This is a genomic window from Pseudomonas sp. PDM26 (genome assembly GCF_019219185.1).
GTDB lineage: Bacteria > Pseudomonadota > Gammaproteobacteria > Pseudomonadales > Pseudomonadaceae > Aquipseudomonas.
In genome coordinates this window covers 94,574-107,576 of the sequence record NZ_JAHUWC010000012.1, presented here as the reverse complement: position 1 = coordinate 107,576, position 13,003 = coordinate 94,574, and the positions used below count along the sequence as shown (strand labels likewise).

Below are 13,003 nucleotides of genomic sequence, written 5' to 3'. Positions count from 1 at the left end.
GCCGTACTCCTTGTCACTCGGACGTCCAGACCTTCGCAAGGCCCGTGCCATCGGCATAAACGCTTAAATTTCAATCGGTTGGATAATCAAGACGCACGCGCCGCACCAATCCTGTGCGACAAATGCCCCAACCTGATTGCCCCCGCTTCATTGCAAGGCGCTGTGATCGCCTATCACCAGCATAGTCAGAGTTGATTTCACTGCCCGGTTAACGCGGCGGATAATCCGTCTATTCGCTGAAAAGCTGACCGAACTTCCCTTTTAACCGCCCGTTTTGGGCGGTTTTTTTTGCCTTCGCGAAATATTGCGAAATAAAAACAACGTCAAAAGATCGCAGCCTGCGGCAGCTCCTACAGGATGTACGCCATTCAAATGTAGGAGCTGCCGCAGGCTGCAATCTTTTAATCTTCAAGCCCGCAAACGAAAACGGCCAACCCGAAGGTCAGCCGTCAATGCTGGTTGTCACTGTTCATAAGTTATGCGAGTCGCCCTCGTACCTCCTGTTTCACACCCCAGCCTTCGATGATGCCGCCCAACGGCTCGACCACCGCTTCGAAACCCTGTTCGAAATCGCCGATGTCGTCGTAGGTGGCATACATGACCTTGCACAACTCCAGCGCCCAGGCGCCATCGTCACGCACACTGACTTGCGCATTCAGGGATTCACCACGGTGGAAATGACCTGCCGCCCTGCGTGCCCGCTCCTCATCCGGGAAAATGGCGTAGAACTCGATGGGATGAAACCGTGAAAAGTCAAAACCGCCTTCTTTCATGCGGCGCAGAACGCTGCTGCTGATGTCTTCTTGATAGGCTGTGCTCATGAAACGTCCTCCTCAATACGATGGATAGACTTTCCGTACTCCCTCACTCGCAACCGAATAGCGCGAGCGACGGCAACCGATGTGCCGGCGGGAAACAAGCATGGAGCTGACAAGACCAGACCTTAGCGATCCGTTCGCTGATCTCGCTTGCAGAGTAGCCTCAAGATAGAGCCTCTGCCAAGGCCTGGATGTGAATGCGACAGGTGTCGTTCAGATTGGAGTAATGCCGAGGATTTGAATGCTGTTCTGGGACTTGAGTTCTTTGACGCTCGCATTGGCGGTCCGCCCTTCCAGATCGTTCAGATCCAGTTTGGCGGCGACAGGAAGAAGTCGGGCCTTGATGAGCCTGGCGGCACGCTCGTTGTCCGGGCGTTCGGTGCACTCAAAGACTTCGTTGATGGTTTCGCCATGATCATCCACGAAAGTGACTTTCCACTTTTGCATTGGTGCCTCCTCGGTAAAACCCATGGATGGGTTTACCCCTATCTCGACCTTGTTAACTGGCTGATTGTTCCGCCTTGTTCCGCCGCAATCCATGTAGGAGCGAGCCTGCTCGCGATGGCAGAGGAACATTCAACATCCATATTGACTGGTCTGACGCCATCGCGAGCAGGCTCGCTCCTACAGGGTTTTAGTCGTTGCTTGGCTTGTTTACCGCCTGCAACACGTATTGCGGCAAGGCGAAGGCGCCAATGTGGATTTCAGGATTGTAGTAGCGGGTGACGATGCCACTGCCCGTGAAGCGCTGTTGCAGGGTTTCGCGGGACAACTTGCGATAGGCGGTATTGGTCGCGCCCCAGGCGAAGGTCATCGAGCCACCGATGTAGGTCGGTACGGCGGCCAGGTAGAAGTGCCAGTCCGGGAACAGGCTGCGCAGGCGACCGGCGGTGGTCTTCACTTCTTCGATCTGCATGAACGGCGTGCCGTTCTGGGTCACCAGGATGCCGCCTTCGTTCAGGCAGCGGCGGCAGGCCTGGTAAAAGTTTTCCGAGAACAGCACTTCGCCCGGTCCGATCGGGTCGGTGGAGTCGGAAATGATCACGTCGAATTTTTCAGTGGTGGTGGCGACGAAACGCATGCCGTCATCGATCACCAGGTTCAGGCGTGGATCTTCGAATGCACCTTTGGAGTGGTTCGGCAGGAATTCCTTGCACATGTCGACCACGGTGCCGTCGATCTCGACCATGGTGATGTGCTCGACACTGCGGTGCTTGGCCACTTCACGCAACATGCCGCCATCGCCGCCGCCAATGATCAGCACGCGCTTGGCAGCGCCATGGGCGAGGATCGGCACGTGAGTCAGCATTTCATGATAGATGAATTCGTCGGCTTCGGTGGTCTGGATCACGCCGTCCAGCGCCATCACCCGGCCCATGCGCGGGTTCTCGAAGATCACCAGGTGCTGGTGTTCGGTGCGCACTTCGTGCAGCAGTTTTTCCATGCGAAAACGCTGGCCGTAGCCTTCGTAGAGGGTTTCCAGGTAGTCGCTGGTCGGGGTGATGCTCATGGGAAGTGCTCCGATGAATGCGGGTGGCAACGGACGGTTACCCGCCCATGATGGCCATTCGATCGTCTCGATTGACCGGGAAAGGCGCGCATTCTACGTCGCGGAAGATGACAGGTCGAACCTTCGTCATCAAAGGCCCCGCAGAACACTGTGGGAGCGAGCCTGCTCGCGAAGCAGGCGATGCGCTGTTTCAGCGGCTGCGCGTCATCGTTCTTCGCGAGCAGGCTCGCTACCACAGGTTTAGTGTCGCTTGTTCAGAACTTGACGTTACCCCGCGGCCCCGCGATGGCCCAGATGATCAGTCCCAGCACCGGCAACAGCGCAATCAGCAGCACCCAGAGGATTTTCATCCCGGTCTCGGCGCTACTTTTGAATACGTTGATGATGGCCCAGATGTCCAGGGCAAAAATAATCAAGGCAACCAGGCTGTTGAACGTGGAACCCATGGTGACGCTCCTGAAGAATGATTTGCCCTCTCAGGATAGACGGTCGTCGCGAGGGTTCCCTTTTATTGACAGTGTTTGGCTCTCAGACGTGGATCGCCACTTTCAGGGCTTCCAGGGATGGCACGGCCACGATGCCGACTTCTGCGCACAATTCCAGCACGCGTGGCACGTCATTGCCGTAGACCAGCACCACCTGCAACTCGTCATCGAGCAACTGGCTGAAGTTCATCAGCGTATAACCACCGTTTTCCTTGTTCAGGCTGCTCATCTGCACCTGGATGCGATTGAGCGCGGTCAGGGCTTCGGTCTTGGCCAGTTGCTTGGGCTTGAGGTTGAATTCCACGCCCGGGCCGAACGACGTGACGATTTGCGCGAACAGGTCCATGTAGGTGTCAGCCTGGAACAGCACCGTTTCCGGCAGGCTGCCGACCACCACCCACTCACCCAACGGGATCGGGAAGGTTTCGTCGTAGTTGATGTCCGGATTGGCCGTCAGAAAAGCATCCTGATCGGCGTAGGCCTGGGCCGCTTCGTCTGCGACCTTGAGGATTTCGTCTTCGCCCATGCACCCGGAGCTGATTTTGCTGATGAGTTCGACGAGTGCGGCTTTCATGGGGCGGATCCTGTAGCGAGGGGAGTTTTGAGGGCGCGAAGGATAGCGCATTAATGAGTGAAATGCGGACCTGTGGCGATGCAATCCCTGTGGCGAGGGGGCTTGCCCCCGTTGGGTCGCGAAGCGGCCCCAAATTCAGACGATGTGATTTGTCAGACAGACCGCGCGGAATGGATTTGCGACTGCTTCGCAGCCGAACGGGGCGGTGCGGCGTCCCGACAAGCCCCCTCGCCACAAAGCTCAACGTCAGCCCAACAGTTTTTCCAACTGAGCAACCGTATCGGAAGCGCCCATGGTTTTAGCCGCTTCCAGCGCGGTGATGCCATTGGCGTCCTTGGCTTGCGGGTCGGCGCCCTTGCCGATCAGGTAATCGACCACCTCAACGCGGTTGAACATTGCCGCCATCATCAGCGCCGTGCGGCCATCGAAGGACGAGCCTTCAACCTGTGCGCCACCCTCGACCAAGGCCTTGATTACCGCGAGGTCGCCCTTGAAGGCGGCGCCGGCAATCGGGCTCTGGCCGTTGTCGTTGCGGATCTCCGGGTCGGCCTTGTGTTCCAGCAGGACTTTTACCGTGTCCACATGGCCGTGGTACGCGGCCAGCATCAGCAAGGTATCGCCCTTGTGGTTACGCAGGTTCGGCGGCAAACCCTTGGTCAGCAGCGCAGCCATCATTGCCGCATCGCCCTCCCGTGCCTTGTTGAATACCTGTTCGGTGAATTCGGCGGCTTCTTCGGGGGTCATCTGGCGGCTTTTGTCTGACATTGGGCACTCCCTTTTCTGTCATTCGTAAAAGCCGACAGTTTCCCGAGCGCCCCCGGCACTGTCACTTGTTTTTTCTCATGGGCCGCCATAGCCAGATTCAATAGCGGTACTTGCCGCCGTGAATGTCGGTCAACAACCGCTCCGTGACCTTTACGTAAGTCTGCGTCCCCGGCAACCAGGCATAGATCGGGTCATCTCCGGTTTTACCCGGGTCGAAGCCCTCGTCCTTGAGTCGGGTCTTCTGATATTTGAACGTCCCGGTGGTTTCCATTTTCACTTTCACCCGCAGGAATAACGGCACCGCATAGGCCGGCATTTGCTCGCGGGCGAAGGCCAACAGCTCACTGAAGTCCAGGGTTGCCAGGGATTCGGCGGGGGTAATTGCCGCCATCCCGGCGCGGCCATTGGTGTTGCGGATTTCCACGCCATAGGCCACGGCTTCGGAAATAAGCGGATGTTGCAGGAGGATGTTTTCGACCTCCGTGGTCGAGACGTTTTCGCCCTTCCAGCGGTAGGTGTCACCCAGGCGGTCGACAAACTGCGCATGACCGAAACCGATGTTGCGCAACAGGTCGCCGGTGTTGAAGTAGCGGTCACCCTTTTCGAACACATCCTGGAACACGACCTTGGCGGTTTTCTGCGGATCGGTGTAGCCGTCCAACGGTGCCTTGTCATCGATTTTTGCCAGTAACAACCCCTGCTCGCCCTTGGCGACCTTGCGCATCAGGCCGTTGGCCTGACGAATCGGCGCGCCGCTGTCGTGGTCGTACGCGACCAATTCCCAGGACATCAGGGAAAAACCGATGGTGTTGTCAAAATTCAGAATATTGGTGAAGCCGATATTGCCGTCACTGGCGGCGTACAGCTCGCAGATGTGATTCACCGCAAAGCGGGTCTTGAACTCGTTCCAGGCACCGGGACGCAAGCCGTTGCCGATCATTTTCTTCACATCGTGCCGACTGTCGTCGACGCAGGGCGGTTGATCGACCAGGTAGCGGCACAGTTCGCCGACATAACCGATGGTGGTCGCCCGGTACTTGCGCGCATCGCTCCAGAACTGACTGGCGCTGAATTTGCGGCGGATCGCGAACCCGCTGGCCCCACTGACGGCCGACCCCCAGCACACGCAAAGGCCCGTGGCGTGGTACAGCGGCAAGGTGCAATAGACGACATCGTCCGGGCGCATGTCCAGGGCAATCATGCCGAAGCTCGCAGAGCTGCGCATCCAGCGTCCGTGCTTGAACACCCCAGCCTTGGGCAGCCCCGTGGTGCCCGAGGTGTAGATATAAAAGCAGGGATCATCGAAGAAAATCTGCCGGCTGCTGACCGGGTTGTCGCTGGCGTCGTCGAGACTGACGGTCATCAGGTTGATGAAACCTTCAGGCGCGATACCGGGTTGGAGAGAGGTGTCCTGATCGGCGACGAACCAGGTTCGGTCAGCCTTGATCGACACCCGATCACGTATCGCCACGTATGCAGGGACCAACTCCTCACCGACAATGATCGCCACCGGCGCCACCAGATTCACACTGTGCACCAGGGTGTCGCGGGTCTGCGAGGTATTGAGCAGCGCACTGATCGCGCCGACCTTGGCCACCGCGAGAATCGTCACCAGCAGTTCCGGACGGTTCTCGATAAAGACCGCCACCACATCACCCTTGCCGATGCCTTGGCCGATAAGGTGATGGGCAATGCGGTTGGCCCATTGGTTAACCTCGGAGTAACTGAGCGTTACCTCGCCTTGCAATAGCGCCGGCCCCTTCGGGTTGCGCAATGTGGCTTGCTCGAAACTCCAGCCCAAACCACACGCTTGGGTCGGGTCCTTGACGTTGGCGGCCTTCATTCCCTTCACCACCCGGGGGATGGCTTTGGCGATGGAAGGCAACTTGCGGAGCATCATGCCCCAGGTAATCGTGTCGTTCGACGTACGGCTCATGATTGCTCCCGTTCGATCTTTTCTTATTGTCGGGCGGCGATGACTGAGCCCGAAAATACGTCAACGGTTCTTGAGCTGTACACGCGGTTTTTGAAATGTTTTGTATCCGCGATCTTGATCCGCGATAGCGCTGCGCGAAGATGATCCCGTGCGCGCCAATTGGTTCCATCGAGTCGCCGACGTACCTGCAAAATGCAGGATGCACGATGGCCATTCATGCAGATTGCACGAAAGCAAAAATCACTAAAATAGTAAGCTATTGATTTTATTGACATTTAACAACTGAAAATACTGGCACAAAGGCTGCAACAGTCTCTCCATGCTTGCCATTCAAGTCATCATGGAGCTGAACGACATGAGCCTTATCCAGGAAAAATTTTCGTCCTTGTTCTCCAACTTCGCAGTCACTACCCAGGACCGCCCTGATGGTGGGATTCTGCTGACCTTGCGCAGCGCCGACGGCAGAGAATTCATGCGCTCGATCTCCTACCAGCAATTGCACAATGGCGATCAACTGTCCTGGGTCATCAGCGCGATTCGCCGTGACCTCGCTGAACAGGCCAGCGAATTGCCGCAGATTTCCATGCTGCAGAGCCAGCAACGGTTTGCCTTGCCGACCTATCACTCGATGTAAAAATAATGTGGAAAAACACTGTAGGAGCGAGCTTGCTCGCGAAGAGGGAGAGTCAGTCAATATCAATGTTGAATGACACACCGCTTTCGCGAGCAAGCTCGCTCCCACAGGTTGTGCGGTAACTTCTGAAATCGGTGTTTAGAACGTTGAGGGATCGATCCGCGCAAAGCTGTCCACGGTGACATGCCCTGCCAGTTCGCCGCCTTCGCGGGCCAGCCCGCAAGTAGCCATCCCCGCCGCACGCGCCGCGTCGAGTTCTTCGACGATGTCAGAAAGGAACAGAATCTGCCCCGCCTCGATGTTGATTACCTGCGTAATGTTGGCGTAGGACTGCGCCTCGCGCTTGGGCCCTGAAGTGGTATCGAAGTAGCCACTGAACAACGGCGTCAGGTCTCCCGCCTCGGAGCAGCCGAAGATCAACCGCTGGGCCTGGATCGAGCCGGAGGAATAAACAAACAGTTGAAAACCATCCTGGTGCCAGCGTTTGAGCGCTTCAACGGCGTCCGGGTACACGTGCCCCTTCAACTGCCCGGCCAGATAGCCCTGCTCCCAGACCATTCCCTGCAACGCTTTCAACGGCGTGGCCTTGCGGTCTTCGGCAATCCAGCCCAGCAGAATCTCGACAACGCGCTCGACATCGGCGCCCGGCTCATTACTTTCTCGGCGCACGGCGTCCAACTGTGCCGCCACGTCTACGCGCCCGGCGTGCTCACGAACGAAGTCCGGCAGATGCCTGGCCGCGTAAGGAAACAGCACGTCGAACACAAAACTCACCGCACTGGTGGTGCCTTCGATGTCGGTGAGAATCGCTTTGATCGGCATCGACTCAGTCCTCAAGACGCGGGAATTGATTGGCGATGTCTTCGCCGGTGAAGTTGGCCACCCAGCCTTCCGGGTTGTTGAACAGGCGGATCGCAATGAAATGCGGGTGCTCGCCCATGTCGAACCAGTGTTTGGTGCCCGCCGGCACCGAAATCAGGTCGTTTTTCTCGCAGAGCACCGCGTAGACGTAATCGTCGATGTGCAGGGTAAACAGGCCACGACCGGCGACGAAAAATCGTACTTCGTCTTCGCCATGGCGGTGTTCGTTGAGGAACTTGGCACGCAATTCGGTTTTTTGCGGGTGATCGCTATTGAGGCTGATCACGTCGACGGTGATGTAACCGCGTTCGGTCATCAGCTTGTCGATTTGCTCTTGATAGGCGGCGATCACTTCATCCTGGCTGGCGCCCGGCTGGAGTTTTGTGGCGGCCTGCCAGCGGTCGAAACGCACGCCCTGCTCGGCCAGGGTCGAGGCAATGTCTTCGAAATGGGTCAGCACCTTGTTGGGGATTTCAGGGCTGGAGACGTGATAAACGGACAGGCTGCTCATCAGGGCAACTCCTTAACGGTTCATGCTTTAAAGAGCGAGCGCATCTTCAACTCGCACTCGAACAAAAATTCAAAGGCCTCGATCTGCCGCAGGGCATCGCTCATGCGCGCCCCCCAGGTGTAGAGGCCATGACCACGGATCAGGTAGCCGACGCAATCGGGGTGGGCGTCCAGCCAAGGCTGCACCTTGGCGGCCAGGCGCGCAATGTCCTGATCGTTGTCGAAAATCGGCACCCGCACCCGGGATTCGTGGGTGGTCACACCGCTGAAGGCTTTTTGCAGTTCGTAGTCTTCGAACTCGATGAAATCTTGCGGCGTCAGGCGCGACAGCACGGTGGCATTCACCGAATGGGTGTGCAGCACCGCACCGATCTGCGGGCGCCAGCTGTAGAGCTGGGTGTGCAACAGGGTTTCGGCGGACGGTTTCTTGCCCGGTTCCAGACTGTTGCCTGACAGGTCAGTGGCCAGCACATCGTCCATGCCGAGTTGCCCCTTGTGCTTTCCCGACACGGTCAGCAAGGCTTCGGTCAGCGACAGGCGGGTCGAATAATTGCTGCTGGTGGCCGGCGACCAGCCGCGGCCATACAGAAAACGCCCGGCGTCGATGATTTCCTGGGCGAGGTGTTCACGGGTAAGGCTCATGGCCTGTCCTCTTGCATACGTGTGGCAATGATAACGGCAGCCGCGACGGCTGCGAGACTGGCAATACTAAATGTCCATGCCGCGCCGAGGGCATTCCAGCTGTAGCCGGAATACAACGCGCCCAATGCACCGCCGGTGCCGGCCAGTGCGGCGTACAACGCTTGACCTTGGCCTTGCTGGCGCGCACCGAAACTACGTTGCACGAATGAAATGGCAGCGGCGTGAAAGCTGCCGAACGTCGCCGCGTGCAGCACCTGGGCAAACAACAGCACCCAAAGAAACTCCGCGAGCGAACCCAGCAACAGCCAACGCAACGCCGCCAGCAGAAAACTGGCCATCAGCACCCGGCGCAGCGAGAAGCGCGCGAAAATCCGGCTCATGGCCAGAAACATCAGGACTTCGGCGACCACGCCGACCGCCCAGAGCATGCCGATCACGCCACGGCTGTAACCCAGTCGCTCAAGGTGCAGGGTTAAAAACGTGTAGTACGGTCCGTGGCTCATCTGCATCAGCGCCACGCACGCATAAAACGCCAATACGCCGGGGTTGCGCAGTTGCTTGAGGAAGCCCTCCCCCGCCACCCGGTTGCCCGGCGCCGGTTGGGCATTGGGCACCCACAGGCTGCTGAGCACGATGCCGGCCATGATCAACACCAGCGCCGCCGGGTAGATGTCCAGGCTCAGCCATTCGAACAGCCGGCCCAGCGCGACCACGGTGATGATGAAACCGATCGAGCCCCACAGGCGAATCTGGCTGTAGCGCGAGGTCTGGCCCTGCAAGTGCGCCAGGGTGATGACTTCGAACTGCGGCAGCACCGCGTGCCAGAAGAACGCATGCAAGGCCATGACCATCGCCAGCCAGGCATAGCTCTTGCTGACGAAAATCAGCGAAAAGGTCAGCAGCGTGCACACCGCGCCGAAGCGCACGATGGCCAGCCGCCGACCGGTGTAGTCGCCCAGCCAGCCCCAGATATTCGGCGCCACGCAGCGCATCAGCATCGGGATCGCCACCAGCTCGCCGATGCGCGCGGCGCTGAATCCGAGGTGATCGAAGTACAGCGCCAGAAACGGCGCTGTCGAACCGAGCAAGGCGAAATAGAACAGATAGAAACTGGAAAGCCGCCAGTACGGGAGCATCGCAGCCGCCATCAGACGGCTGCGACCATGAGGCCAGCCATTTACAGCTGACCCAGCACCGGCGTGCTCACACGCACATCGGCGTTCTGCCCGCGGTGACGCAGCAGGTGATCCATCAGCACGATGGCCATCATCGCCTCGGCAATCGGCGTGGCGCGGATGCCGACGCACGGGTCGTGACGGCCCTTGGTGATCACTTCCACCGGGTTGCCATGGATGTCGATGGAACGGCCCGGCGTAGTGATGCTCGACGTCGGCTTCAGCGCCAGGTGCGCAACGATTGGCTGACCGGAGGAAATACCGCCGAGAATGCCGCCCGCGTTGTTGCTGAGGAAACCTTGCGGGGTCATTTCATCGCGATGCTCAGTGCCACGCTGGGCGACGCTGGCGAAACCGGCGCCGATTTCCACGCCCTTGACCGCGTTGATGCTCATCAGCGCATGGGCCAGTTCGGCGTCGAGGCGGTCGAAAATCGGCTCGCCCAGGCCCGGCATCACGCCTTCGGCAACCACGGTGATTTTCGCGCCGACCGAATCCTGGTCTCGGCGCAACTGGTCCATATAGGCTTCCAGCTCAGGCACTTTGTCCGGGTCCGGGCTGAAGAAGGCGTTCTGCTCCACCGAATCCCAGGTCTTGAACGGAATTTCGATCGGCCCGAGCTGGCTCATGTAGCCGCGAATGACGATGCCCTGGCTGGCCAGGTATTTTTTCGCAATCGCACCGGCCGCGACGCGCATTGCGGTTTCGCGGGCCGAACTGCGACCACCGCCACGGTAGTCGCGCTCGCCGTATTTGTGGTGGTAGGTGTAGTCGGCATGGGCCGGGCGGAACAGATCCTTGATCGCCGAGTAGTCCTTGGACTTCTGGTCGGTGTTGCGGATCAGCAGGCCGATCGAGCAGCCAGTGGTGCGACCTTCGAACACGCCGGAGAGGATTTCGACTTCGTCGGCTTCCTGACGCTGGGTGGTGTGGCGGCTGGTGCCGGGCTTGCGGCGGTCCAGGTCACGCTGCAGATCCTCCAGGGATATCTCCAGCCCCGGCGGGCAGCCATCGACAATGGCGACCAACGCCGGACCATGGCTTTCGCCCGCGGTGGTGACAGTGAACAGCTTGCCGTAGGTATTGCCGGACATGCAGGACGCTCCGTGAAATGAACCTGAATACGTAATGCGCGCCAGTATACGCAGGCTACCCAAGTAGTTCATCCTCGAACCTTATGGGTGCCTGTGAGTCCAACCGGCATCTTCTGGATAATGGCGCGATGATGCTGCGAGTTCTTGCCTTGAGCCTTACCCTGATTTCCGGCTTCGCCCAGGCGACTGTCCTGCAACGACCGATCACATTGGATACCGGCACCGGCGAGCTTTTCGGCTCGCTGTTGCTGCCAAAATCCGACGACCCCGTGCCGGTTGTCCTGATCATTTCCGGCTCCGGCCCTACGGATCGTGACGGAAACAACGTCGATGGCGGGCGCAATGACAGCCTCAAGCGCCTGGCCTGGGTGCTGGCCAAACACAACATCGCCAGCGTGCGTTACGACAAGCGCGGTGTGGCCGCAAGCCTGGCCGCCACGCCGGACGAACGCAATCTGACAGTGGAAGCCTATGTGGCCGATGCCGAAGCCTGGGGCAAGAAGCTCAAGACCGATCCGCGTTTCGGCAAGCTGATTGTGCTGGGGCACAGCGAAGGCGCCTTGATTGCCAGCCTCGCTGCGCCGGGCATCGATGCCGACGCGGTGATTTCTGTCTCAGGTAGCGCCAGGCCGGTCGATCAGGTCATCCGCGAGCAACTGGGCAATCGCCTGCCTCCCCCGCTGATGCTGCGCAGCAATGAATTGCTCGACAGCCTCAAGGCCGGGAAACCCGACGACAATGTGCCGCCACCGTTGCAGGCGATTTTCCGCCCGAGCGTGCAGCCGTACCTGATTTCCCTGTTCCGCCAGGACCCGGCCGCGGCGTTTGCCAAGCTGAAAATGCCGGCGCTGATCATCCAGGGCAGCAACGACATCCAGGTCGGCGTCAATGACGCAAGACTGCTCAAGGCCGCCAAACCGGACGCCGAACTGGCGCTGATCGAGGGCATGAACCACGTCATGCGCATCGTGCCCAACGATGTCAAACGCCAACTGGCCTCCTATAAAGATCCGCAATTACCCCTGGCGGCGGAACTGGGCACACGAATCCTCGGGTTTATTGACGGACTTCGCGCCAGTTAACTTTACCCTCCAGTCCGGGGAAAAACGGCCGATAAGCCTTTGTCGCCGCCACGTTGGTTGGCGACAAGCTGAGCTTGGACAGGATCTCGCCGTTATGACCGACACCCAGACTTCACCCGACACCAGCGCTGAAAAAGACGCACCGCCAGCGGTCGAGCTGCCTTGGGCGGACGTCCACGTCGAGCACCACAAGATGCTCCGTCTGGCGCCGCTGCAGACTGACCGCAACACGGGCGGGCGCCCATTGCGTTTTGTCGAATCAGGCTATGCCGAGCGCAACGACAAGGCGCGCAGCCTGATGCGCATGAGCATCACCCTGCCCGGCCAGCGTGTGCGCAAGGAACAGAATCATCTGGACGTGTGGGTCGATCACGCCGAAAAGCGCGTGCATTTCGGCCCGGACAGCGGATTGCAGGTTGAACCGCTGAACCGTGGCATTGGCCGCTACCTGGCGGCCCAGGGCATCAACTGGGCGAAGAAACGCTGGCCGACCTACACCGTCGACGGCTTTGACCTGAACAACAAGGATGCGCTGAACGAAGACACCCGTCTGCGCCGCGATCATTTTTTACGCGTGCACGGTTTCGACGTGGTGTATGCCGATGCCCAACATTTGAAAGGCAGCGTCAAGCCGGTCAAGGTCGGCGACCTTTCTGGCGACTGGAACAGCGAAAAACTGCAGGTCGTGGAGATTCTCGAGGCGGCGCAGATGCTCCAGCAAGCCGAGCAGAATCTGGCCGAGCAGGAAGTCAAACTCAAGAAACACGAAGAGAAAGTCAGCAAGTACAAACGCGAAGACACCGGGCTGCGTTTCACCATCACCTGCCTGGTGGCGTTCGCGGTGTTTCAGGCGGGGTTGCTGATCTGGATTGCCACGCACCGCTGAAGGCTTGAGTTACTGCACTTTGTGGCGAGGG

At 59.1% G+C, this 13,003-nt stretch carries 15 protein-coding genes; 3 read left to right on the top strand and 12 right to left on the bottom strand.

Annotated features, from left to right (window positions below; translation table 11 throughout):
• Nucleotides 1-476: 476 nt before the first annotated feature.
• The 7 genes from KW849_RS22525 to KW849_RS22495 form a co-directional block, all read right to left on the bottom strand.
• Nucleotides 477-821 (bottom strand): ribonuclease E inhibitor RraB, encoded by a 345-nt coding sequence (locus KW849_RS22525; protein WP_108218961.1) that lies wholly within the window; start codon nt 819-821, stop codon nt 477-479.
• Nucleotides 822-1,031: 210 nt separating this feature from the next.
• A complete protein-coding gene (locus KW849_RS22520; protein ID WP_218431327.1) occupies nt 1,032-1,265 on the bottom strand; it encodes a hypothetical protein in 234 nt (77 codons plus the stop codon).
• A gap of 187 nt (nt 1,266-1,452) precedes the next feature.
• The gene (gene speE, locus KW849_RS22515; protein WP_218431326.1) at nt 1,453-2,328 is read right to left on the bottom strand and encodes a polyamine aminopropyltransferase; all 876 of its coding nucleotides are present in this window, start codon (nt 2,326-2,328) and stop codon (nt 1,453-1,455) included.
• A 254-nt stretch (nt 2,329-2,582) separates the two neighbouring features.
• A complete protein-coding gene (locus KW849_RS22510; protein WP_007993066.1) occupies nt 2,583-2,774 on the bottom strand; it encodes a PLD nuclease N-terminal domain-containing protein in 192 nt (63 codons plus the stop codon).
• An 82-nt stretch (nt 2,775-2,856) separates the two neighbouring features.
• A complete protein-coding gene (locus KW849_RS22505; protein WP_218431325.1) occupies nt 2,857-3,387 on the bottom strand; it encodes a hypothetical protein in 531 nt (176 codons plus the stop codon).
• Nucleotides 3,388-3,633: 246 nt separating this feature from the next.
• Nucleotides 3,634-4,152 (bottom strand): ankyrin repeat domain-containing protein, encoded by a 519-nt coding sequence (locus tag KW849_RS22500; RefSeq protein WP_218431324.1) that lies wholly within the window; start codon nt 4,150-4,152, stop codon nt 3,634-3,636.
• 97 nt (nt 4,153-4,249) lie between these two features.
• Nucleotides 4,250-6,088, bottom strand: coding sequence for a long-chain-acyl-CoA synthetase (locus tag KW849_RS22495; RefSeq protein ID WP_218431323.1), 1,839 nt, complete (start codon nt 6,086-6,088; stop codon nt 4,250-4,252).
• A 355-nt stretch (nt 6,089-6,443) separates the two neighbouring features.
• Between KW849_RS22495 and KW849_RS22490 the strand changes: the two genes are divergently transcribed.
• Entirely contained in the window at nt 6,444-6,722 is a 279-nt protein-coding gene (locus KW849_RS22490; RefSeq protein ID WP_218431409.1) for a DUF3509 domain-containing protein, read from the top strand.
• 138 nt (nt 6,723-6,860) lie between these two features.
• On the opposite strand, the gene mtnC is transcribed toward KW849_RS22490, so the two are convergent.
• The 5 genes from mtnC to aroC are packed head-to-tail and all read right to left on the bottom strand — an operon-like array spanning nt 6,861 to nt 11,004.
• The gene (gene mtnC, locus KW849_RS22485) at nt 6,861-7,544 is read right to left on the bottom strand and encodes an acireductone synthase (protein WP_218431322.1); all 684 of its coding nucleotides are present in this window, start codon (nt 7,542-7,544) and stop codon (nt 6,861-6,863) included.
• 4 nt (nt 7,545-7,548) lie between these two features.
• A complete protein-coding gene (locus KW849_RS22480; RefSeq protein WP_218431321.1) occupies nt 7,549-8,094 on the bottom strand; it encodes an acireductone dioxygenase in 546 nt (181 codons plus the stop codon).
• A 20-nt stretch (nt 8,095-8,114) separates the two neighbouring features.
• The gene (locus KW849_RS22475; protein ID WP_218431320.1) at nt 8,115-8,735 is read right to left on the bottom strand and encodes a methylthioribulose 1-phosphate dehydratase; all 621 of its coding nucleotides are present in this window, start codon (nt 8,733-8,735) and stop codon (nt 8,115-8,117) included.
• Complete coding sequence (locus tag KW849_RS22470) at nt 8,732-9,883, bottom strand: MFS transporter (RefSeq protein WP_218431319.1); 1,152 nt, start codon at nt 9,881-9,883, stop codon at nt 8,732-8,734. The genes KW849_RS22475 and KW849_RS22470 overlap by 4 nt, the downstream gene beginning before the upstream one ends.
• Before the next feature lie 29 nt (nt 9,884-9,912).
• Entirely contained in the window at nt 9,913-11,004 is a 1,092-nt protein-coding gene (gene aroC / locus KW849_RS22465) for a chorismate synthase (protein WP_218431318.1), read from the bottom strand.
• An 83-nt stretch (nt 11,005-11,087) separates the two neighbouring features.
• On the opposite strand from aroC, the gene KW849_RS22460 reads away from it, so the two are divergent.
• Together KW849_RS22460 and KW849_RS22455 are read left to right on the top strand one after the other, a co-directional pair.
• Nucleotides 11,088-12,086 (top strand): alpha/beta hydrolase, encoded by a 999-nt coding sequence (locus KW849_RS22460; protein ID WP_218431317.1) that lies wholly within the window; start codon nt 11,088-11,090, stop codon nt 12,084-12,086.
• Nucleotides 12,087-12,180: 94 nt separating this feature from the next.
• Nucleotides 12,181-12,972 (top strand): hypothetical protein, encoded by a 792-nt coding sequence (locus tag KW849_RS22455; protein WP_218431316.1) that lies wholly within the window; start codon nt 12,181-12,183, stop codon nt 12,970-12,972.
• Nucleotides 12,973-13,003 lie beyond the last annotated feature (31 nt).